This is a genomic window from Acinetobacter sp. CIP 102136, assembly GCF_000369685.1.
In the GTDB taxonomy this organism is placed as follows: Bacteria; Pseudomonadota; Gammaproteobacteria; order Pseudomonadales; family Moraxellaceae; genus Acinetobacter; species Acinetobacter fasciculus.
The window spans coordinates 1,938,124-1,961,187 of record NZ_KB850142.1; the positions used below are offsets into that span (position 1 = coordinate 1,938,124).

The 23,064-nt window shown below is 41.6% G+C and carries 19 protein-coding genes and 1 pseudogene; 6 read left to right on the forward strand and 14 right to left on the reverse strand.

Annotation, left to right across the window (positions count from 1 at the left end; all coding sequences use genetic code 11):
• Nucleotides 1-72 precede the first annotated feature (72 nt).
• From F893_RS14690 to rsfS, 4 genes are all read left to right on the forward strand, one after another.
• Nucleotides 73-861 (forward strand): crotonase/enoyl-CoA hydratase family protein, encoded by a 789-nt coding sequence (locus tag F893_RS14690; RefSeq protein WP_005101813.1) that lies wholly within the window; start codon nucleotides 73-75, stop codon nucleotides 859-861.
• A gap of 36 nt (nucleotides 862-897) precedes the next feature.
• Nucleotides 898-1,767, forward strand: coding sequence for an NAD(P)-dependent oxidoreductase (locus tag F893_RS14695; protein WP_005101811.1), 870 nt, complete (start codon nucleotides 898-900; stop codon nucleotides 1,765-1,767).
• A 39-nt stretch (nucleotides 1,768-1,806) separates the two neighbouring features.
• Nucleotides 1,807-2,595, forward strand: a complete 789-nt coding sequence (locus tag F893_RS14700; protein ID WP_005101810.1) for a hydroxypyruvate isomerase family protein — start codon at nucleotides 1,807-1,809, stop codon at nucleotides 2,593-2,595.
• A gap of 81 nt (nucleotides 2,596-2,676) precedes the next feature.
• Nucleotides 2,677-3,084 (forward strand): ribosome silencing factor, encoded by a 408-nt coding sequence (rsfS, locus tag F893_RS14705; protein ID WP_004645144.1) that lies wholly within the window; start codon nucleotides 2,677-2,679, stop codon nucleotides 3,082-3,084.
• Nucleotides 3,085-3,350: 266 nt separating this feature from the next.
• Here rsfS and F893_RS14710 read toward each other — a convergent pair whose 3' ends face one another.
• The 3 genes from F893_RS14710 to F893_RS14720 are packed head-to-tail and all read right to left on the reverse strand — an operon-like array spanning nucleotide 3,351 to nucleotide 6,262.
• A complete protein-coding gene (locus tag F893_RS14710) occupies nucleotides 3,351-4,796 on the reverse strand; it encodes an NAD(P)(+) transhydrogenase (Re/Si-specific) subunit beta (RefSeq protein ID WP_005252850.1) in 1,446 nt (481 codons plus the stop codon).
• Nucleotides 4,797-4,799: 3 nt separating this feature from the next.
• The gene (locus F893_RS14715) at nucleotides 4,800-5,123 is read right to left on the reverse strand and encodes a proton-translocating transhydrogenase family protein (protein WP_004281642.1); all 324 of its coding nucleotides are present in this window, start codon (nucleotides 5,121-5,123) and stop codon (nucleotides 4,800-4,802) included.
• 11 nt (nucleotides 5,124-5,134) lie between these two features.
• Entirely contained in the window at nucleotides 5,135-6,262 is a 1,128-nt protein-coding gene (locus F893_RS14720; RefSeq protein WP_004645141.1) for a Re/Si-specific NAD(P)(+) transhydrogenase subunit alpha, read from the reverse strand.
• A gap of 983 nt (nucleotides 6,263-7,245) precedes the next feature.
• Between F893_RS14720 and F893_RS14730 the strand changes: the two genes are divergently transcribed.
• The gene (locus tag F893_RS14730; RefSeq protein ID WP_005101807.1) at nucleotides 7,246-8,433 is read left to right on the forward strand and encodes an MFS transporter; all 1,188 of its coding nucleotides are present in this window, start codon (nucleotides 7,246-7,248) and stop codon (nucleotides 8,431-8,433) included.
• A gap of 15 nt (nucleotides 8,434-8,448) precedes the next feature.
• Here the strand turns inward: F893_RS14730 and F893_RS14735 are convergent, their stop codons facing one another.
• The 9 genes and pseudogenes from F893_RS14735 to F893_RS14775 all read right to left on the reverse strand — a co-directional run.
• Nucleotides 8,449-9,093, reverse strand: coding sequence for a hypothetical protein (locus F893_RS14735; protein WP_005101804.1), 645 nt, complete (start codon nucleotides 9,091-9,093; stop codon nucleotides 8,449-8,451).
• Between the two features lie 664 nt (nucleotides 9,094-9,757).
• The gene (locus F893_RS14740) at nucleotides 9,758-10,375 is read right to left on the reverse strand and encodes a DUF805 domain-containing protein (protein WP_004281638.1); all 618 of its coding nucleotides are present in this window, start codon (nucleotides 10,373-10,375) and stop codon (nucleotides 9,758-9,760) included.
• A 219-nt stretch (nucleotides 10,376-10,594) separates the two neighbouring features.
• Nucleotides 10,595-13,699, reverse strand: a complete 3,105-nt coding sequence (locus F893_RS14745; RefSeq protein ID WP_005252851.1) for a type I restriction endonuclease subunit R — start codon at nucleotides 13,697-13,699, stop codon at nucleotides 10,595-10,597.
• A 175-nt stretch (nucleotides 13,700-13,874) separates the two neighbouring features.
• Nucleotides 13,875-14,381, reverse strand: coding sequence for a hypothetical protein (locus tag F893_RS14750; RefSeq protein ID WP_004281636.1), 507 nt, complete (start codon nucleotides 14,379-14,381; stop codon nucleotides 13,875-13,877).
• On the reverse strand, nucleotides 14,378-15,076 hold the full coding sequence (locus tag F893_RS14755; RefSeq protein ID WP_005252855.1) for a DUF3800 domain-containing protein: 699 nt from the start codon (nucleotides 15,074-15,076) through the stop codon (nucleotides 14,378-14,380). The genes F893_RS14750 and F893_RS14755 overlap by 4 nt, the downstream gene beginning before the upstream one ends.
• Before the next feature lie 2 nt (nucleotides 15,077-15,078).
• The gene (locus tag F893_RS14760; RefSeq protein WP_005252857.1) at nucleotides 15,079-16,485 is read right to left on the reverse strand and encodes a restriction endonuclease subunit S; all 1,407 of its coding nucleotides are present in this window, start codon (nucleotides 16,483-16,485) and stop codon (nucleotides 15,079-15,081) included.
• Nucleotides 16,482-17,885, reverse strand: coding sequence for an AlbA family DNA-binding domain-containing protein (locus tag F893_RS14765; protein ID WP_005252859.1), 1,404 nt, complete (start codon nucleotides 17,883-17,885; stop codon nucleotides 16,482-16,484). The genes F893_RS14760 and F893_RS14765 overlap by 4 nt, the downstream gene beginning before the upstream one ends.
• Entirely contained in the window at nucleotides 17,875-19,605 is a 1,731-nt protein-coding gene (locus tag F893_RS14770; protein ID WP_004281632.1) for a class I SAM-dependent DNA methyltransferase, read from the reverse strand. Before F893_RS14770 ends, F893_RS14765 begins: the two co-directional genes overlap by 11 nt.
• Nucleotides 19,606-19,845: 240 nt before the next feature.
• Nucleotides 19,846-20,340, reverse strand: a pseudogene (locus F893_RS14775) (hypothetical protein); the annotation flags it as partial.
• Nucleotides 20,341-20,496: 156 nt separating this feature from the next.
• On the opposite strand from F893_RS14775, the gene F893_RS14780 reads away from it, so the two are divergent.
• Nucleotides 20,497-21,276, forward strand: coding sequence for a TorF family putative porin (locus F893_RS14780; RefSeq protein WP_005252864.1), 780 nt, complete (start codon nucleotides 20,497-20,499; stop codon nucleotides 21,274-21,276).
• Nucleotides 21,277-21,321: 45 nt separating this feature from the next.
• Here the strand turns inward: F893_RS14780 and F893_RS18440 are convergent, their stop codons facing one another.
• The gene (locus F893_RS18440) at nucleotides 21,322-21,537 is read right to left on the reverse strand and encodes a hypothetical protein (protein ID WP_004692350.1); all 216 of its coding nucleotides are present in this window, start codon (nucleotides 21,535-21,537) and stop codon (nucleotides 21,322-21,324) included.
• A 10-nt stretch (nucleotides 21,538-21,547) separates the two neighbouring features.
• Nucleotides 21,548-22,963 (reverse strand): glutamine synthetase family protein, encoded by a 1,416-nt coding sequence (locus tag F893_RS14790; RefSeq protein WP_005252866.1) that lies wholly within the window; start codon nucleotides 22,961-22,963, stop codon nucleotides 21,548-21,550.
• Nucleotides 22,964-23,064: the final 101 nt, after the last annotated feature.

Sequence of the window (23,064 nt, forward strand, 5' to 3'; positions counted from 1 at the left end):
TGTGACTGAGCTGTCATGCAAGCCTAAAGGCTGCATGCTATGCTCAAGCCAGGAAAAATAAGGAAGAATGCCATGTCACTCGTGCGCTTGGAAAAAAATAACGGCATTGCCACTGTTACACTGAATCGTCCGGATAAACGCAATGCCATGAGCTTTGCCCTGCTGCGCGAACTGGTCGCGACTGCACAAAAAATCAAAAAAGATAAAAGCATCCGATGTGTGATTTTAACGGGTGAAGCTCAAGTCTTTAGTGCCGGTATTGATCTGGCCGATTTAAATAATCCTAAAAATCGTGCTTATGCTGCCTGGGAGCTGATTCGTCCGGGTCAAAGCCTGTTTCAAAAAGCATTTCTGGTCTGGCAAGAATTACCTGTTCCGGTGATTGCCGCAATGGAGGGCTTCTGTTTTGGTGCCGGGATGCAGCTTGCTCTGGCCGCAGATATCCGCATTGCCCATCCTGAGACCAAAATGTCGATCATGGAAACACGTTGGGGACTGGTGCCAGACATGGGACTCAGCCGCTCACTGAAAGGCCTGATTGGTATTGATCTGGCAAAAGAGCTGACTTTGACTGCCCGGATTTTTGAGGGCGAATATGCCAAAGAAATCGGTCTGATCACCCATGTCGATGAACAGCCATTGGCGAGAGCACAAGCCTTGGCTGAAGAAATGCTGCAACGTTCTCCAGATGCGCTGATGGCCTCTAAATTTGTACTGGATGCCATGCAGCATCGTCCGAATAAATCCCTGCGTATGGAAAAAATCTGGCAATTGAAATTGCTGCTGGGTAAAAACAGTCAATTGGCCCGTAAAAAGGACAAGAACCCAGAAGTCAAGTTCGTGCCACGCCAATACAAATAAACCAAGTCTGAATTAAGGAAAGGAATAAAACAAAGTATGCTGTTGAATCGCGATACTAAAATTGCCTTTTTAGGGATGGGATTAATGGGCACTCGCATGGCTATGCGTCTGCTTCAGGCAGGTTTTCAGGTGGCGGTCTGGAACCGCACACCAGCAGCCTGTGAGCCCTTGCTGAATCTAGGGGCAACTGCGCTATCTTTAGACCAGATTGCCGACTATCCGGTGATTCTTACCTGCCTGGCAGATGATCATGCAGTGCAATCGATCTTTGCTCAGATCGAACCGTATTTGGTTGCGGAGCAAGTGATTGTGGATTTTTCCAGTCTTTCGGTACAACAAACTCAAACACTTGCCGCGCAAGCACAGGCCAAGAAAGTGACCTGGATTGATTCTCCGGTTTCAGGCGGTACAGTTGGAGCCGAACAAGGCAGTCTGGTGATTTTTGCCGGTGGTGATGCCGCGACTATTGAAGATTTTGATCCGATCTATGCAGTACTTTCACAGCGCGTCACCCGTATGGGTGATACAGGTACCGGTCAGGCAACCAAAATCTGTAATCAGCTGATTGTGGCTGCTAATAGTACCCTGATTGCAGAAGCCGTAGCCCTGGCTGGCCTTTCCGGGGTAGATACACGCTTACTGGCACCAGCGTTGGCAGGTGGTTTTGCCGACTCCAAACCTTTTCAGATTCTGGCGCCGCGTATGGCCACGCAGACTTTTGTACCAGTGCAATGGAAAGTCCAGACCTTGTCCAAGGATCTGAATAATGCCGTACAACTGGCCCAAAGCTTTGATCTGGATGTTCCGGTGGCGACTCAAGCTTTAACGCAGTTACATGCTCATCAAGCCCAAGGCTTTGCCGAAGCAGATCTGGCTACTGTAATCCAGCAACTAAAACATTCATAACGCTTGATTGATGCGGCCTTGAATATTGAAGAGAAAGACATGATTAAACTTGCCGTCAACCTGTCGATGATTTTTACCGAAGTGCCGCTGATCGAACGTTTCGCGCTGGCTCGTGCACAGGGCTTTAATCATGTGGAAATCCAGTTTCCTTATGAACTTACGATTGGCCAGATTCAAAACCAGCTCAGCACCCATCAGCTAAACTTGTGCCTGATTAATGTGCCGGCAGGTGATTTAATGCAGGGTGGTCATGGTCTGGCTGGCATTCCAGGACAGGAAATCGAGTTTCGTCATGCGGTTGAGCAGGCCATCCAGTATGCTACCGCATTGAATGTACCTCGGGTGAACATTCTGGCAGGAAAACAGCCTAGGGATTGTGATCTTTTACCCTGCCTGAATACGCTGGCGAGTAACCTAAAAATGGCCTGTTCAATGCTGCTTGAGCATCAAATTGAACCGGTCTTCGAAATGATCAATGGCACCGATATGCCACGTTTTTTGATTCAAAATGTTGCCCAAGCCCAAGAAATGCTGGAAGCGGTACATCATCCGGCCTTAAAAATGCAGTACGACTGTTACCACATGGCAATGATGGGCGAAGATGTCTTAGAAACTTTGCAAGAAAATATTGCCTCGATTGGTCATATCCAATTTGCGGATTGTCCGGGACGGCATCAACCCAATACGGGTTCAATTCAATATCATGATATATTTCAGTGGTTAAAACATAGTCAATATCAAGGTTATGTCGCTGCCGAGTATAAACCTAGCGGACATTCCAACGATTCCTTTGACTGGAAAGCTGAGTTCTTTCCGGAGCATGACTGAGTGGACTGCGGCTTCATTTGAAATTCAGGACTAAAACCGCTATATTAGACCATGCATAATTGTTAGGAAATTACACTCCCCATGAATTTAGAACCATCGCCCAGCGCTTCTAATTCTCACGATCTTACTATGAATTCAAATTCTCAAGCTGTACAGGACTGCTTAAAAGTCGTACATGCTGCACTTGAAGATGTAAAAGCAAAAGAAATTGTTGAGCTTGATGTCAGCGGTATCAGTAATGTTGCTGATGCTATGGTCATTGCAAGCGGTACATCGACACGTCACATCAAATCATTGGCCAATAACGTTGCTGAAGAAGCACGTAAAGCTGGCTTCCGCCCTCTTGGTATTGAAGGCGAACGTGATGCTGAATGGATCCTCATCGACCTTGGTTATGTGGTGGTTCATTGTATGCTTCCAACAGCGCGTAAATTCTATGACCTAGAAAGCTTATGGCGCAATCCTACAGATACTGACTCTGTAGCGTAAAAACCGAATATTCAAAAAAGCGACCTGTGTAGGTCGCTTTTTTATTGCCTGTTCATCTAACTTTATAAGCATTAATACAACTCAATCTGTTCGCTATTTTTTAATTTCCATCTTGTCTTATGCACCGATTTGATTGGTATTTTAGGATCAATTCATCATCAACATAGACGTTCGATGACCACTCAATCATCCTTTTCCCAAGATATAAAATAAAAAATCCCCCTTTATTAAAGGGGGACTTAGGAGGATTCTAATGATTTAGATGATTAGTGACCTGTACCATTAATGGCTTTGGTCATATCTTCCACCACTTTCTTGGCATCACCAAAGATCATCATGGTCTTGTCATTATAGAACAAGTCATTGTCGAGACCCGCATAACCGGTTGCCATAGAACGCTTGATCACCATAATCGTACGTGCCTTATGGGCTTCCAGAATTGGCATACCATAAATTGGCGATGTTGGATCATCTTTCGCCGCAGGGTTCACAACGTCGTTCGCACCAATGACTAGCACCACATCTGTTGCCGGGAAGTCCGAGTTGATCTCGTCCATTTCCAGGATATCTTCATACGGTACGTCCGCTTCAGCAAGGAGTACGTTCATATGACCCGGCATACGACCTGCTACAGGGTGAATCGCGAAACGAACCGTTACGCCCTGCTCTTTCAGCAAGTTAGCCAATTCTTTTACCGCATTCTGTGCACGGCCTTGCGCCATACCATAACCCGGTACAATCACCACGCTGTCTGCATTTGACATCAGGAAGCCTGCGTCATCTGCCGAGCCAGAACGGTGATTACGTTGAACCTGTTCACCAGCCCCTGCTGTTGGCGCAGCTGCACCGCCCATCGCACCGCCAAACAAAACGTTGATGATTGAACGGTTCATCGCTTTACACATGATGTAAGACAGAATGGCACCTGAAGAACCCACCAGTGAGCCTGCAACGATCAACATGTTGTTTTCCAGGGTAAAACCAATACCAGCTGCTGCCCAACCCGAGAATGAGTTAAGTAGAGATACCACCACTGGCATATCACCACCACCGACTGGTGCAATCCACACCCAGCCGAATGCCAGTGCAAGACCTGTCATTGCCCAGAACGAGGTCATATTGCCAGTCAGGAAGAAGTGAACACCAAAACCTAACATTGCAATAAAGATGATCGCCTGAACCGGTTTCACCCACGCACCTGAAATGGTTTTTGCCCATTTCTTTGCAGCCAGTTTGCCGTAAGCAAAGACTGATGCAGTGAAGGTAATCGCACCTACGAAACAGCCCACAAACAGTTCAAATAAATGAACACGGCTCATTTCATGGAAATTCACACCATTGGCAGCCAATAGGTCTGGACCAAGTTCAATCAGTTTGTTGTTATGAATAATCGCCGCTACTGCAATCAGGACTGCAGCCAGACCGACCAGTGAGTGCATAAGTGCTACAGTTTCTGGCATCTGGGTCATTGGAACTGTACGTGCACGGGCAATACCCACGATTGCACCCAGCACCATTGCGCCAATGATCATCCAGACGACTGGATTCTCAGCCACAAAGAAAGTAGTCACGACCGCAATGGCCATCGCGATCATCCCGTAACGGTTACCGGCAATCGCAGTTTTAGGACCTGATAAACCACGTAGCGTCAGGATAAAAAGAACGGCACCAATCAGGTAGAACCAATCCGCATATTCTCGAATCATTTCCATGGATTAACCCTCTTTTTTCTTTTGCTTAGGTTTAAACATTTCCAGCATACGTGCAGTCACTGCAAAGCCACCAAAAATATTGATACTGGCCAGGAACACCGCAATTGCACCAAGCACGCTCACCACATTAATGGTCTGGAAATCTACGCTACCTTCAACGCCGATCACCGGCAGGCCAACGGTCTGAATCATCGCACCGACAATAATAATCGATGACAAGGCATTGGTGACCGCCATCAACGGCGTATGCAATGCTGGCGTTACACCCCACACCACGTAGTAACCTACGAAAATGGCAAGGACAAAAATCGTAATTGTTTCAACCATGAGTCTTCTCCTTAACCACGTTTCAGCAGCACTTGGCCGCCATGAGTGACAAGTAGGGCTTTTTGAATTTCTTCTTCTTGATTCAGGACAAAATTCTTATCTGCATCAAATAGTGTTTCAACGAAGTTAAATACGTTACGAGCGTATAAAGCAGAGGCTTCAGTTGATACAGTCGATGGAATATTTGGAATGCCGAGAATTTTGACACCGTTGTCGGTATGGACTGTTTCACCACATTTCGAACCTTCGACGTTGCCGCCAGACTCTACTGCCATGTCCAGAATCACTGAACCTGGTTTCATTTTCGCAACTGTTTCAGCACGAATTAAACGCGGTGCATCACGACCTGGTAAAAGCGCTGTGGTAATCACGATGTCAGCATTTGATACCGCTTTATCAACAATTGCAGCCTGATCGCGGATGTATTCTTCACCCGGCATCCAGCCATAACCATTTTTAGCAGCATCTGCAGCTTTTTGCTGCTCTTCAGCAGACATCGGTACGTCTAACCATTTACCACCTAAAGATTCAACCTGATCTTTGGCAGTTGGACGCAAGTCCGTGGCTTCAACGATGGCACCTAAACGTTTTGCAGTGGCAATCGCTTGCAGACCCGCTACGCCGACACCCATGATCACCACACGGGCCGGTTTAACCGTACCCGCAGCAGTCATCAGCATCGGGAACATGCGCTGGTATTCAGCCGCAGCCAAAAGCACTGACTTATAACCTGCAAGGTTGGCTTGAGAAGACAAGACATCCATGTTCTGCGCACGAGACAAGGTCCGTGGCAAAAGTTCCAATGCAAATGCAGACACGTTTTGTGCCGCGAATTGGTCAAGCTCAGTATTACGGTAAGGATCAAACATTGCCACGATAGTGGTGTTCGGGTTGAGTTTTTGAATTTCCTCACCTTTCGGTGCACGAACTTTTAAAATCAACTGACTGCCGGTATAGGCATCATCCGTAATTTTGGCACCAACTTGTTCATAGGCACTATCGATATAGGCAGCTTTAACACCTGCACCACGTTCGATAATCACGCTATGTCCTGCGCTGATCAATTTCTTTACTGTCTCTGGCGTCGCAGCGACGCGATTTTCACCGACAACAGTTTCGGCTGGAATTCCGATCTGCATGAGCGTTCCTCAAGCTAATTTTTCTTAAGTAAACATCGTGTAAACGATGCTTCCCCTCAGGATGTGTTCTTGTTGAATTTTTGGATTCTAATCAAACTGTTTGAAATTACCACCTACTATTTATTTAATAAATACCTATATTTTGAACTGATGATTCATAAAAATGATGCTGCAATAGCACATTTATTTAATTCTCTAGCTATTCATATTCGATGATTTTATAAACGATATTCATTCCACTGAATGAAATATCCAGATTTTGCTGGCGTAAATAAGCGCGAATTTCTGATTTATTTTGTTACATTGATGATTCTGACAATGATTGCTGTATTTCTTGATTCAGAAGCAGACTTTCAATTTCTCTAGTCCCTATAGATAGCGGCACTTTAGCTGCGTCGTTTTTTTAGTTTTGACTTTTTTGACAGATTTAGTACTCAAGCAAGAGCACTGTTTTTAGATGTTAAAATCGTATTTTATGAAATGATAGAATTTGTTTTGAGCAGATCTTCATCAGACATAATTGATACATCTGACAAAAAAATAATCGCCAAAATTTTATAAGACCCAAGTCTCAAACAGTCAGATAAAGGGTAGAAAAAAACCTTGCGTACTATTTATTATATTAATGTACTGAACTTGATTCAAAATGGGAAATCCCATTTTTGCACCAAATTTGCGCAACAAAATAGAGTAAATATTCCACTTTTTTGGCTGAGTGCTCCTTTTTTATTGTTTCTAGATCAAGCTGCGCTTTAATGAAGCAACCCCATTATCAAAAGATAAAAAATTCTGCAAACATTCACTCATATTTTCTATTTAAAATTGCACTTCTTTCTTTAAGCTGCCTGAGTTCTAACGATTTTCAATGCTGGCAATATTTCTCTACTTTTAAAGCGAGAACTTCTGACCTATAGTGCCCTCAATTTGAACATTATTCTAATTCCTCATTTAAGTTCTTCCGGTCTGAATACAAGGTTAGCCCTATGCACACGCCCCTCGATATTAGTCAAAATAAGCCCTTATTATGGCTGATGGCGATTGCATGCGGCTTATGTGCCGGCGCTAACTATTATTGCCAGCCGCTGATTTCATCGATTCAGCAGTATTATCAGGTACCTGAATCACAAGTGGCGCTTACTGTCACTTTTGCTCAAATCTCTTATGCCCTGGGCCTGCTGTTTATTGTGCCTTTAGGGGACATGCTGAATAAAAGCAAACTGATCCCCTTTCTCATGCTGGGTGCAGCAGCAGGTTTATTTATTTGTGCCAGTGCGGTAAATCTGCCAATGCTCTGGGTCGGCACTATCATTGCCGGACTGTTTTCCGTGGCTGCACAGATTCTGATTCCCTTGGCCACCATGGCGGTCAAACCGGAAAAAACTGGAGAAGTGGTGGGCTTCCTGATGAGCGGATTACTGGTGGGCATTCTGCTCTCAACCAGTATTGCCGGATTATTTTCCGACCTGTTTCACTGGAAAATGATTTATATCGTCAGTGGCATAAGTATGCTGGCCTTAAGTTTTTATTTGAGAGGAAAACTACCGAGCCTGCCACGTCTGAGAATCAGCTATACAGCGATTTTTAAATCTATGGGGATATTACTCAAGCAGGAACCACGACTGGTTTTGCGTTCACTTACAGGTGCGTGTGCTTTTGCTGCCATGAGTATGTTGTTCTCCACCATCGCTCTGCTGTTGACACAGGAACCTTTTCAGCTTTCTGATGTCATGGTCGGACTGGTCACGCTGGTCGGTGTATTTGGCGCACTTTCCACGCAGTTCATTGGCAAATGGGCCGATCGTGGCCATATCAAAACACTGAGCTGGATCGGTTGTTCTATCCTGATGGGAAGCTGGCTGTTTTTATATTTTGGTGCGGTATCCTTGCTCAGTTATATTCTGGGTTATGGACTGATAAATCTGGGGCTCGCGATTACGCACAGCTGTAACCAGAACGTGATTTTCCGCCTGCGCCCGGATGCCAAATCACGGGTCAATTCACTGTATATGACCTTGTATTTTATAGGCGGTGCCTGTGGTTCAGCCTTAGGGGTTTATGCTTGGCATCACGGGGGCTGGAGCATGACCTGTATGACAGGACTTGGGCTAGCTTTGTGCGCTACCTTGTTCGCCCTGCTGGATCAATGGCATCAGGCCCGCATAACTGCATAAGTATTTTGACTATATCTAGCTGACTTGCGCCGCCGGATAATAAGGCTTATTCAGATCAAGAGTTTGTGAGTTTTCTAATAAAATACAGATAAAAACCGGCAATAAGGCTGCCAGAATTCGGCAGCTCTCCTCTAATGATTTATAATTCAGCGAGCTGTGATACGTGGCGCCACCCTGCATTATCTGATGGTGCAAGGTAGATAAACGCTGAAATATTCCAGCTAAAATTTCAACAGAATTTCGTTCTTTTAAAGCATTCTCTATATTCTGTTTCTGTACTTCCAGATCAGCTTGACAGCTTTCCAGACTAATTTTCTGATGACGATAATCCCAAAAGCTTTGTTCCACATAGGGATTGGCCAAGAGTGAGCAGATCGGCTGGCTGTATTTTTCCCAGAGAATATGATTAATTTTCTGATCCAGATCCTTTTGGCAGAGTGTTTCCAGAAACTGCTGCAGCTTGCTTTGATCTTGAACTAGATCACTCTCATCTGCATAAATCGCCTGAAAGCTGATCCACAGGCTGATAAACTTAAAATCCAGATCCTGATCCAAGTCTAGCGATTTTTTAAACCAGCCTAAGCCCCGATGAATTCTTAAATTAAAATGTGCCGAATTTTGTGCTTTATGGCTTTTATAAATTTCCTCCAATAACAACATGATTATTCTCCTTATTTCTAAAATTTTTATCTTCATCTTTCTCCTATCAAAATATACCATTCCAACTTGACTGGGAATTCCAATTTTATTTCTTTTTTCATTCCCTGGATTTACCGGGCTAGCTCAAGTTCGCCGGGTGGTTTTTCTGATTTTATGCTAGTATTACGCCCTCTTTTTGCGACGTCAGCCGATCCGGTTTTAGCCAAAAACCAATAGCTGAGTGATTGCATGGATTGCTTCTTCTTTCTTCCATTTCGTTAAGGCGTGATTTTGAATGACTGATCTGACCACCATTGAAAATAAACTTCAACCACGAATCAGTGTTGCGCCGATGATGGATTGGACATCATGATAAATTTTACCCTTTAAAAACAATTATTTATAGTATTTTTGAATTTTAGTGGCGTAAATTTGGTGTAAAATATCCAGTCATTATTATTTATTCTGATAATTTAACAGGCAGTCAAAGCTAAAAAAGTTAATAAAATATGCTTGAGATTAAAACACAGCATCCTCAAAGTCTACGAATACTTAAAAAGCAATGCTTATCTCAATTACGTGCCAAGGTGATAATCATAATTTATTGTATAGCATTCACTTGATGCAGCATAATTTGAACAGAAAATAAGGCTTCCCACAAACTAGCAGAAAGCCCTTAGCTCAATTATTTTGCAGGTTGTCCCCATTGGTTTGATTCTTGCTTTGTTTCTGAAACCAACCAAATAAATAGAGGAATAAGTCCAATAATTGTCAATGAAATAAGCATCCACCATCCAGAACGATTCACGTCATGCAGTCGGCGTGCAAGAACAGATAAGTTCGGTAGTAAAAAGACTAAATACATCAAAGCCATAATACCATTCAACCCATCATCACTTAAGTCAAGTATGGCAGCAATTATCCCTAGACCGAATCCGACAATAATCTGGAATAGGTAGAAATACCAATACTCTTTACGTCTTGCACGCCCAGAAAAATCGACATACTTCCGCATACATTTCATTGACCAGTCGAGAAGGTTATAATTTGCTTCATCTTTTAATTCTACAGCTGTGCCTGTTGATGCAGAAATTTGTTTTTTTGCTAGAGCTTGAGCTGGATACTCAAGATAAATACCAACAGCCTGACCAGACTCACTGACTTCAAAATCGACTTGCTGTCCGCGGCTTGGGGAAACATTTTCTTTCCACTCAGCACCTGTAAACTTATATCGATTATTATCTTGACCAGTAATAATCCCTTCATTTGTTTGAATACTAAAATCTAATAATGTACCTTTCATTCTGGTGCTACCCCTTAATTTAATATTTTAATTTTCATTAAAATTTCGATTTTACAAAAAAGTGTTATATTTCATTTAATCAAATTGCTATTTTAGTATTATTTCCTCACTAAAGACAATGAATTATAAGGATAAAAAATATTTTGTCCTTATAATTCATTTAAAAAATATGTATGGAGTTTTGGATCATTTACAAGTCTAATATTGATTGAATTTGACTTATCCACTCGTCCAAGCATTCGACAACTGCTCAGCCTGCTTCATCACTAACTCAATCGCTTCAGCTGCTTTATCAGGTGGATACTTCCAACGCTGCAAAGTACGACGTACTAATATTTTCAGCTGAGCACGCACACTATCCCGAACCTGCCAATCGACCGTCGTTGATTTCCGTAGCTTCTCTGTAATCTCTCGTGCGATCTGTTTCAGCGTATCGTCTCCAAGCTCTCTGACCGCACTTTCATTATTCGCCAAGGCATCGTAGAAAGCGATTTCATCAGGATTCAAACCAAGTGCAGCTTCACGCTGCATTTCGGCCTGAAACTCTTTTGCCATTTGAATAAGTTCTTCAATGACCTGAGAAGTTTCAATCGCTCGGTTATTGTATTTCCTCAAGGTTTCCTGCAAACGGTCAGAGAAGCGTTTTTCCTGTACCACATTGTTTCGTGTCTTTGCCTTAATGCCGTCATTGAGTAACTTTTCCAACAGTTCAACTGCCAAGTTACGGTATGGCATCTGCCGTACATCTTCCAAGAACTCATCTGAAAGCAAGCCAATGTTGGGTTTATCCAAACCACACATTGCAAAGACATCTGTTACGCCATCAGCAATGACAGCATTGTCCAGAATCTGTTTTAGCGTACTGTCCTTTTCCGCTTGCGACAGTTTACGATCTACAGAGGTATGCTTGCTAATGACTGCTTTAATGGCTGAGTAAAAGGCAATTTCTTTGTGCAGCTTCTTCGCTTCATCCAAGGTGCTGCATAAAGAGAAGGCTTTATTGATTGCCAGAACTAAATCAAGAAAACGCTTTTTACCATCCTTTAAGCTCAGCACATAGTTAGCTGCGGGGATAATCAGTCGGTGTGCCTGAGTTTCATAAGCACCCAAATCCATACCTGCCTGCTCGTTGGTTTTGGCGAACATTCCTCGTATTGCATCCATCTTTTCAGCAAGCACTGCATAGGCTTCTTCTGCACGTAAAGTCGGCTCACCTTTCCCTTTGGCATCGGTATAGGTTTTTAAGGCTTGCTTCAATTCATTGGCAATGCCGATATAGTCAACAACTAGTCCACCCTGCTTATCTTTGAATACCCGGTTCACGCGTGCAATTGCCTGCATGAGGTTATGGCCTTTCATTGGCTTATCGATATACATGGTGTGCGTGCATGGTGCATCAAAACCTGTAAGCCACATATCGCGCACGATCACTACCTGCAAAGGATCATTCACATCTTTAAAGCGTTTCTCAAGACGTTTTTTGACTTGCTTGTTATAAATGTGTGGCTGTAACAATGGTTTATCTGAAGCTGAACCTGTCATCACAATTTTGATTTTGCCTTTTTCAGGATCAGGGTCGTGCCAATCTGGACGTAAGGCAATAATCTCATTGTAAAGGTGGACACAGATTTCGCGGCTCATGGTCACAATCATGCCTTTACCCGCCGTGGCTTCGGTACGGGCTTCAAAGTGTGCGACTAAATCCGCAGCAATCTGTTTCAGCCGTGGTGTGGCACCCACCAGCTTTTCTAGTCGGCTCCACTCACTTTTGGTCTTTTCTCGGTTACCAACATCTTCCTCATCTTCCACCACATCATCGACTTGATCAGATAACTCTTCGATTTCAGCCTGATTAATATCTAGCTTTGCCAAGCGTGACTCGTAGTAGATTGGGACGGTTGCACCATCATCGACGGCATCCTGAATGTCATAAATGGAAACATAGTCGCCAAAGACAGCTCGGGTGTCTTTATCTTCACTCGAAATCGGGGTTCCAGTAAAGCCAATAAAAGCAGCATTCTTTAAAGCATCACGCATATGCTTGGCATAGCCAAACTTGTACGTACCATCGTTACTTAGTTTTGCTTTCAGACCATATTGGCTACGATGTGCCTCATCCGACATCACCACGATATTGTGGCGTCCATTCAGTAATGGATGCTCACTCTCACCTTCCAGTAATGCAAACTTTTGTACCGTGGTAAAAATAATCCCGCCAGACTCACGCTCAGCTAAAAACTTTCTCAGCTCATCACGGTTATTGGCTTGTACTGGCGTTTGTTTTAATAAATCTTGAGCATTGCTAAAGGTTTCAAAAAGCTGCCCATCCAAGTCATTACGGTCAGTCACGATTAACAAGGTTGGGTTGTGCATGGCAGGCTGCTGTAACAGCTTGCCTGCATAGCAACACATGGAAATACTTTTACCCGAGCCTTGGGTATGCCATACAACGCCTGCTTTCTTATCCCCATTCGGATTGGCTGCTGCAATGGTGGCTTGGACTGCTTCCCTGACTGCATGGAACTGATGGTAGCCTGCAATTTTCTTAATGGTCTTTTCGCCATCTGTTTCAAATAACACAAAAAATCGAACGTAATCCAGAAACAATTCTTGGTCAAAGAAGCCTCGAATAACTGTCTCTAACTCCCATTCTAAAGCGGGTTTATCATCTTCATTCTTGATGGTACGCCACGGTAAAAAGCGTTCCTGATTCGCCGTTAGTGAACCGACACGAGCTGTTATGCCATCACTGACTACCAAAGCTTCATTAAAGACAAACAGATCGGAGATTTCTTCTTTATAGGTTTGCAGCTGGTTAAAGGCATCCCAAATATCCGCGTTTTCATCAGTTGGGCTTTTTAGTTCCAACACAGCAAAAGGAATACCGTTGATAAAGCAGATGATGTCAGGGCGTCTAGGTTGTTTGGTGCCTAGAATAGTAAATTGATTTATCGCCACAAAGCGATTGTTTGCTACATGATTAAAATCTACCAAGAAGGCATGGTCATGCACCCAATCGTCCTGTTTCTTATAGGTGACAGGTACACCTTCCAATAACATACGGTGGAAAGTACGGTTATTAATGACTAAGTCCAAACTTTCAGGCTTGCTCAGTTTTTGCGAAACCTGCTCAAAACAACTCATAGGCAAGTGTGGATTTAATCGTTCAAATGCAGCATGTAGGTCTGATTCAATTAAGACTTGTTTATAGTCTTTGCGTAAAGGATTACTGCTGTCGGGCGCAATATCAATACCATGAACGACTCCCCAGCCATTTTCGGTGAACCAGTCGAGGCAGAGATTTTCGAGTTGTGTTTCGTTCATGGATTCCCCCTATTCATTTAAACTTTAAATTCTGGTCTCTAATTACTATTTATATAGACATTATCTTTTGTAACTGCTATTGCGACCCTATATCAGTTTACTTATAATGTGCCTAGCTCATCTACCTAGTGTAGAAGGAGTATACGAAGTCCTTATATAGCAATATATCGGGGCTTTAGCCTTTTTTAGGGGTATGAAAACTTTCATATTCTTTTCTAAGTTTCCGTTTTGTATGCTCTCTTAGGCAATACGCTGTTTTCAATAAATAATATTTTTCATCTAAATCTGTTTTACGCTTAGCTAAAATAACAACAAAATCCAGATGTTCCGCCCAAATAACAACATGTGTTTCTCTACCGCGCTGATTTTCCCAATATAGAAAACCTGCTTGATGTGCATTCGTTATACACCAAGCCACCCACCGAATTCTCTCACAACGCTTTAGATCTGGAAGTCTGTCCTCTTCATTTTTATTATTTTGATCTGCAGCTTCAGAAATCAAATGCCAAAAGCCAAAAGCTTTATCTTTTGTTGTCGGACGAAATCTGACTTTTACGGGTGTATTTAAAAATAATAAGTTGGCATTGACGACTGTTTCTAAATAAACAGCATAGATTTCATTTTCATAGTCATTCCAGCTATCAAATCCCGCAAAAGCAATCAGTTCAGGAGGAGTATTCAATATTGAGGACTCCATATAAACAAATTAAACTTTTCCGCTTTAAGCAATGTGCTTATCTGCAAGCTCAACTGTGAACGATTTTGTAAATAATGAATGAGTTCAAGCTTCGCTTCACTCGTCTTTAGCCCTCTATGCAAATACGATAAGGCACCTATAAACAAGTCTGCTAGCTGTAGCAACAAAACATCATGTGATTGCACCAAATCTATTGAATGGATAATAGTGCGATCGAAATCATAATTCGCATTGCATAAAACCTCACGCAACTTTGTTACTTTCTCTTGTCCCTTAGTATCTTTGATATCTAAATAGATTTTGTAATTATGATTTGGCGCAATTAAACGATTCAGCAGTAAGTACCATTGCTTATAATAAAAATCATCGTGACTCTGCATAAAGTTTGCATGATTTAATTTACTTTTATCTGGAATCACAACGCCTCTAAAATAAAGAAGAGGTTCATCAAAAAATAAATCTAAGAGTGCTTTATAAAATGGGAGTTTGCTTTTAGAAACTTTCGTCCATTTAATTTCATTATTTGCAGAGATCTCAAACTCTTTTTTGAGTTGCTTAACTTTTCTTGCTAAATACTTATGATGTGAATCTGGGCACCATACTGCACCAAGTACCATTGCAGAAAAGTCATCATTTTCAAGATGACAGCTTTCATCACAATAAATATTAAAAACACTCATGTTCAAGCCACCTCACCCTGAAAACCCAATACACTAACCTTATCCGACAATAGTTTTGGTAATAGGGTATCTCTCAAATCAGATAAGTTACTGGATTGAATACACTGAGTTTTCATCATTTCTAATATCTTGCCAACTTGAAGATCAAATTTTTCAATAACCTCTTTAGTTGGTACTAAAACAACTTGATTACGCAAAATATCTGTTTTTAAGTTTGTAAAAACACTACCATTACCCTGAGCAACTAGTTGAGTTCTTAATTTTAAGAATAAGAAATATAAGTAATTATCTGAAAAATGTTTTTTTTGAGGAAAATATAACCATCCATCATGAATACATGCATCTAATTCTAAAAACTTAGGTAATCCGGGTGTTGCACTATTTGTTAATATTAACGAACCTTTTTTGAGATAAACAGTTTTTCTCAGCCCTTCTTTTATAATAAATTCTTTTGTTTTAAATAAAAAAGGCGAAGGATCAGCTGTTGCATCAGCAATCTTAACCCATGGATATCCTGTAGGCGCCATAAAGTTTTGAATTGGTCTAGGGGAGCCACCTCGTTTAATTTCAAGAAAATTTCCTAAAGCTATTGCATCCCACCCCTTCGGCACTTCCCCTAACTCACTCTCCACCAACTCATCAGGAAACAGTGCAGCAGTCGCTTGTAGCTCAGCAAAATCATCTTCAGCCATTTGCTTAAGCTCTTCTTCGCTTTTACCGCTAATAACACACATGGCAGCAAGCTCAGCGTCTTTTCCTTCTTGTTTTGCTGCAATTTTGGCACGCACAGGATCAAAGTCGATAAACCAACTTTTAAAAATGGCTTGGGCGATAGATTCTAGGGTTTGATTGATTTTGTTATTTAGTCTAATTTTATTATCAATTGAGTCTATATATTTAACTATCTCTGCTTGTATCTCTATTGATGGCAGCTCAATATAAAGTTTACGCTGAGAAGTGATTGGAACTTGGTTTCTCGTAGTTTGACTCATTACTGCCGCGAGTTGATCCTGAAAATCCTTCCCTGAAAAATAAGCAGCTAAATATGTAGGTAAAATTTTAGATTTATCAAGCCGGAAATGGGTTAAAGACGTGCCAATTAGAATAGGTTCATCAACTTGTGGCATAACAGCCACTCTTCCAACAGTTGCATTATGTGATAGCAACACATCTTCCGACTGAACAAACCCAAATGTAAATTTTTGCGCTTTTTCTTTAGCTAGACGGGGTGCCTTTAATAAATCAATATTTCCTGAATTATCTAATAACTTAGCAGTAAGAAAGGGCACTCCCAACTCACCAAATTCTTCAGTTCTTGGATATTTTGCTCCATGATTTCCATCTTTATGGACAAGAATAGAACCATTATTAATCAAATCTTCGATTTTAATTCTCGATGTAAAACTCACACCACACCCCCAAACTCTTTCTTAATCGCCCAATAGCCCCGAGTCCCACCCACACGCTCAAGCCAACCCGCATCTTTTAAATGATTCAGATGCTTCTTTACTGCTGACTCATTAATACTGAGCTGCTCCGCCATAGCACGATAGGAAATTTTCGGGTTCTGTTGAATTAAAACTAAAATCTCTTTTTGACGATCTGTCAGCATAGTTTCTTGGATTGAGCTACCTATTGAGCCACCTATTGAGCCACCTAATTGCTCAATCGAAGGACGGTAAAACTCCCAATCGACAAAATCGCCTTGTGCTTTCAGTTGAGGTTCGACATTGCCTGCCTGCAAACATAGATCTTTAATACGGGCAATCCCACTACCCCACTGCTCGATATAACCCAGTTCTTTAAATACCCGCGCCAAGACACGATTACGGATCTCGGAACGACCTTGCGCTAAATCCTCTTCAGTCAGACCATTGGGCAAGCCACCCGGGGATACAATATTCAGGATGTCATCATAGATGCCAACCTTAATATCACGCCCTGCATTGCTATAGTCACGATGTAACACTGCATTCACCAAGGCTTCACGAATAGCAGGAATGGGGATTTCATAACTTTCTGTACGTTGTAACCCTAAAATTTCAGCACGTAGATGCAGATGATTCTTGATGAATTGCTCTGTTTGCTTCAACTGACTAAATAAGTCGCCACGGTATTCTTTTTTATCCAAAAATACTGTCATGGTCGTGCCTTTAAAGCGGCTACATTTGATTTCAACCTGCTCATAAAGCCCCAACAAAATGAGTAACCCATGACTAGGATAATCCTGTCCATTCTGCTGAATGATCAATTTGAGATTCCGCATTTTCTGCAAAGACAACTCTTTACCCACCTCAGCAAAGGCTTGCTTTAAAGGCTGTAAATCAATGTCATCTAAACTGTATTGTGGATTCGGCTGCTCATCAAAAGTCTGGTTCAGACGTTGCAATTCAAGTTGCTGAATATACTCAGGCGATGCCACACGATTACTTGCACCCAAACGGATATAAGTTCCCTGTGCCTTGCCTTGCGGCTTGAGATAATAAGGCAATAATGAACCACGACTGACTTCAATCACCAGCAACTCAATGCCTTGGATATTCTCGATATAAATATACGGCAGGATATTTGGCGCACACAGCTCATTGATCATCGAAGTGATCTGATCTTGCAACTCAAAAATATCTCCTTGGATACCTATGAGCTGGCGATCATCACTCACACCAACCACCAATTTACCACCACTGGTATTGGCAAAAGCAATCAGGGTCTTTGCCACCTGTTGCCCTTTAGGTAACTGCTCTTTAAATTCCAGGGTTTGACTTTCGCCCTTCTGAATTTCCAGCAATAAAGAATGATCAGAACTCATAGCCCAAGCCCTTTAGGTTCTTTCTAATCTCACTTTCCAAGACAGTACTTTCAGCAAATTGCTCTTTCAGTTGGGTAGTCAAACGTAGCATTTTCTCAGCGAATGGCTCGCCATCATCTTCCTGTTCTACTGCACCGACATAACGTCCCGGAGTCAGTACATAGTCGTGCTTCTGAATATCTTTTAACTCAGCAGAGAAGCAGAAACCTTTTTCATCCTGATACTTTTCACCCTCAAAGTTCTCTCCCTGCTGCCATGCGTGCAAGGTCTGGGTGATTTTGGCAATATCAGCATCGGTAAAGTCACGCAGTACGCGATCTTTCATATAGCCCAAATTACGGGCATCGATGAACAGAGTCTTGCCTTCACGGTTGGCTTTCTTTTTATCTAAAGACAAGCCATTCTTTTTGTCCTTGGTTAGGAACCAAATACAGGCCGGAATTTGCGTGTTGGTAAATAGTTGTCCTGGTAATGCGACAATACATTCCACCAGATCGGCTTCAATCAGGTTCTTACGGATCTCACCTTCATTATTGGTATTGGAACTCATCGAACCATTGGCAAGCAACAATGCCATACTGCCTGTAGGTGACAAATGGTGCAGCATGTGCTGCATCCAAGCAAAGTTAGCATTGCCTTGTGGCGGTGTGCCGTATTTCCAGCGCACATCACTTTCTAAAGAAGCATGCCACCAATCCTTGATGTTAAAAGGCGGGTTGGCCATCACAAAGTCAGCACGCAAGTCTGGATGCTGATCATCTAAAAAGCTGTCAGCATTCTTTTTACCAAAATTGAAATCAATCCCGCGAATCGCCATGTTCATGGCTGCCAGTTTCCATGTGGTCGGGTTGCTCTCCTGACCATAGATAGAAATATGCTTTTTCTGTTCGGAGGCTTTGTAATGCTTTTCCTGAGCATGTTGTTCAATAAATTTTTCACTGGATACAAAGAATCCACCTGAACCCATTGCAGGGTCATACACTCGCCCTTTATAAGGCTGCAACATTTCAACAATTAAGGTAACAATACTTTTAGGTGTGTAGTACTGCCCACCTTGCTTGCCTTCAGCCAAGGCAAACTGTCCCAAAAAGTATTCGTAGACGTGCCCGAGGATATCTTTACTGTGCAGACTGAGTTGCTCACCGTTATATTCTGGATTAGTAAAACTGGTGTCAGAAAAAGTATTGATCAGATCAAGCAACTTATCATTGTCCAGTTGGTACTGTCCAATACGATTCAGAATACCTTTTAGTTTTGGATTGGCTTTTTCAATTTCATCAAAGGCATTGTCAATCAGCCAGGATACAGAGCGTAGTTTGACATCTTGCCCTTGTTCATCCTGCCAAATGATAGAGCCAATCGCTTGTGCTGCTGCATTACGGATACTTAACCAACGTGCTGCTTTTGGCACCCAAAATACGTTTTTTTCTTGGTAGTAATCCAGTATTTCTAGTTCATCAGCAATAGCCTGTTGGTATTCTTCTTCGCTGTCGTACTGATCACGCGGCATGTAATAGATGTTGTGGTCGTCTTTTTGTGCAAACAATTCTTTGAGTTCAGATTGCCGTTCATCAAAAGCATCTGAAACGTACTTTAAGAAAATCAGCCCGAGAACAATATGCTTATAGTTGGCTGCATCTAGACTGCTGCGTAATTTATCGGCGGCTTTCCAAAGCTTGTCATCTAAGTCATTTAGAAATTTTTGTTCCAATGAATGCATTTTATTTCCTCAATCCAAGATCAACCGCTTTGGTTTTATACTTAATGTTAAACAATGTTGCTAAGTTAGCATATCTGCGACCTATTAAAAGTCATGCACTTAACAAAAAAAATAGAGATTAATTAAGTCTTGTTATTTTAACGGGATAACTATAGCTAAAATAGTACTTTGACGACTCCCACGACTAATACTGTCGTAAAAAAGAGCAACCTAGAAAGCTGCTCTTTTCCAACCAACCGATTAGTTGACGGGTCTGACTGATTGCTGCAACCCCTGCTGAATATCCTGCACAAACCCTTCATGCGAAGCTTGTTGCTCCACCGTACGGTTTTGTTCTTGTTCAGGGTAGTATTCCTCCAGCACCTCTAACCCTTCCTCTATATCCGTTTCAAACCGTGCATTGGCAAAACCCTTCCTTGCGGTAAAGTCTAAAGCTTCCTGATAAAACCCCGCCTGCTTGCTCTGTTCATCAATTTGCTTCGCCTGAATAATCGCCTCATTCAAGCTAATCCCATCTCTTAAAGTCAGATCCACGTAATACACCGGTTGACGATAGCTTTGTGTGGTGCTTTTCCCTCTTAAAGTGAGTTGCAATGGTAAGCAAGACAGCAAACTATTTAATGCCATATGGTAATAACTCAGCCGTGCAGCCAAAGTCCGAATACTGTTAAAGCCTGTAGTTCTAAAAACAAAGGGGTCAAATTCATCTAGCTTATTAAAGTTCATATGCAAACGTCTTTTAGACAATATGAATACTGATTTTTATTACTTTAAAAAATATTCATCTTAAATTTTATACTTATTTTACGCAAAATTTACGATAATTTTATTATATATCAATAAATTAAACCATAACATACATTACTTCAATGACTACTAATTTAAAGTGTTATGAAAAAATTATACCATCTACTTTTTAGCCTTATACCGCTCTATTCAAGTTATGCTTTTGCTACTGGAGATGAAAGCTCTCCCGCTTTAAGCTTTTCAGGTAATGTATCATTGGCCAGCGACTACCGCTGGCGCGGCCAAACGCAAACCCAGAATGATCCGGCCTTGCAGGGAAACTTTGTTTTAAGCCATGCTTCAGGATTTTATCTTGCTGCATTTGCATCGAATGTTGATTTTGATGACGAAGTAAATTTAGAACTGGATCCCCAGATCGGCTATACAACGCCAATCGCGCTAGGTTCAATCCATCCTGCAGTTGATCTTGGCATGCTGCGCTACAATTACATCGGCAACAGCGATTTAAATTATAATGAATACTATTTCAAAATGATCTTTAATGCGTTGCTGCATCAGAACGATAGCTTTACACCAAGCATAAGCTATACCTATAACTATGGCGGCAAAGCTGCCAGTGACAGTATAGGTAAAGATATCTCAAATTGGTATTTTAATGTCTTATATGCTACACCGATTGCTCAAACTAATTTTGGCACAAATGTTAGCTTAGGTTATTCCAAAGCAAATCAGGACATCTATGGTTCTGAAGCAAAAGACCATTTTTTTGATTGGAAAATTGGTGCAACTTACCGCTATAAGCCAATGGGAATAAATGCAGAATTAGCAGCGGTTGGTAGTAATTTAAAAACCAAAGACTTTACAAGTCAAAATAAAAAAGGGGTAAAAACTGAAGCAGTATTCACCCTGACTAAATCTTTTTAAAAGTTAAATGCCAATAGTATCAGCAATACTATTGGCATAATTATTTTACTTGAGTGATTTCAATATATGATCTATCTCACTTCGATTAAAACCTCTTTCTTTAAAAATAGTATGAATTATTTTTTTCATACTTTTTGACGCATACTGGTATTTCTTTACTAAAATGTCAGAATCAATTTCCTGTAAACTATACTTCAAATATAATTCTTCATTGAGCTTCTGATTTCTAGCATCATCTTCATTATTTATCGTGTTATACATTTTTAAGCAGTTAAATATCCCAATGTTGTTCGATCAAAGTAATTTGGCTGTACATATACTGATGCTCAGCACGTTTAACTGCACACCATAATTCCATAAATCTTTTGCCGAGATATTTTTGCAAAACAGTATTCCGGTGAAAAAATGTTAAAGCATCCAGCTGATTCGTACTTAAAAAGTGCGGCTGATGTTTATTTTTTATCTGAGTGGCTTGCTGTGGAATTTCCAGATTCTGTGTCAACCCATGCAGTGTGCCGATCAAAATCAGGGCTGCAGTTAAATAAGGATTGCAATCCGCACCTGCAACACGATATTCCAAGCGTTGATTTTCATTGTCCGAACATGGTATGCGAATGGCCACATTGCGGTTATTCACGCCCCAATTAGCTTCTAAGGGCACATGGTTTCCAGCTTTAAACCGGCGGAATGAGTTTACATTCGGGGCAAGCACGGCCATGGACGGCGGCAGCAAGACTATCAGCCCGCTGATCGCCTTTAATAATTGCCGTGACGGTAAAGGATTCTGCTTCATGCTGAAAATATTCTGCTGGTCTTGATTTAACAAACTCATGTGAAAGTGCATGCCGCTGCCCGCTTTATTCAGATCAGGCTTAGCCAAAAAGCTTGCATGTAACCCATGTTCTACAGCGACTTGCTTAATGGTGCGCTTTAGCATCATGATCTGATCGCATAGCTTCAAAATATCACCGCTATGCTGAATATTAATTTCGTATTGTCCGGAAGATGATTCCGAGACTAAGCCTGTAATCTGAATCCCCTGCAAAAGGGCAATCCGTTCAATTTCATCCAGAACGTCTTGATATTTATCTTGCGCATTCACATCAAAACATTGATTTAAATAAATCTGATTGGAGCCAGATTTTTCATTGCTGTCAAATAAATAAAACTCCAATTCTGCGGCCATGCAAGGATAAAAGTTTTGATCATGCAGCGCTCTTAAACTTTTTTTTAAAATATTGCGCGGTTCAACTTCGCAATCTTGATGATTGTCATCTTTCATGGTTAGGAATAACTGTGCATTGGACTCTGGATTTAAAGCGCAGGGCTGCAGGCTTCCCAATATAGGTTTACATAAATAATCCGGCTCACCGATCGATTTTCCTAAACCCGATTCTTCAATCACTTCTCCATCAAGACTCATGGCATAAATAGACATTGGGAAATAACAGCCTTGTGCAATATTTTTTAGACCGACAATATCTATGCGCTTGCCGCGGACATGACCATTCAGATCGTGCAGGCAAATCTCAACATGACGGGTATTGGGATAGTGCTGCAGATAGTTTTCGATTTCTTCTGAAAATAGAATATCTTCAATATCGCAGCATTGACGCGCAGATGGCATGGATTCAGGGACCGCTTCTTCGTCAGCTATATTATGTCTAGCCATGAGTAAATTACTCATTATTTTGTCCTGTTAAATATTAACAATGATCAAAATAAAACAAGTTCTACCGAATGTAACGTAAATAAACCGTAAAAAAGCACCCAACTAATATGATTATT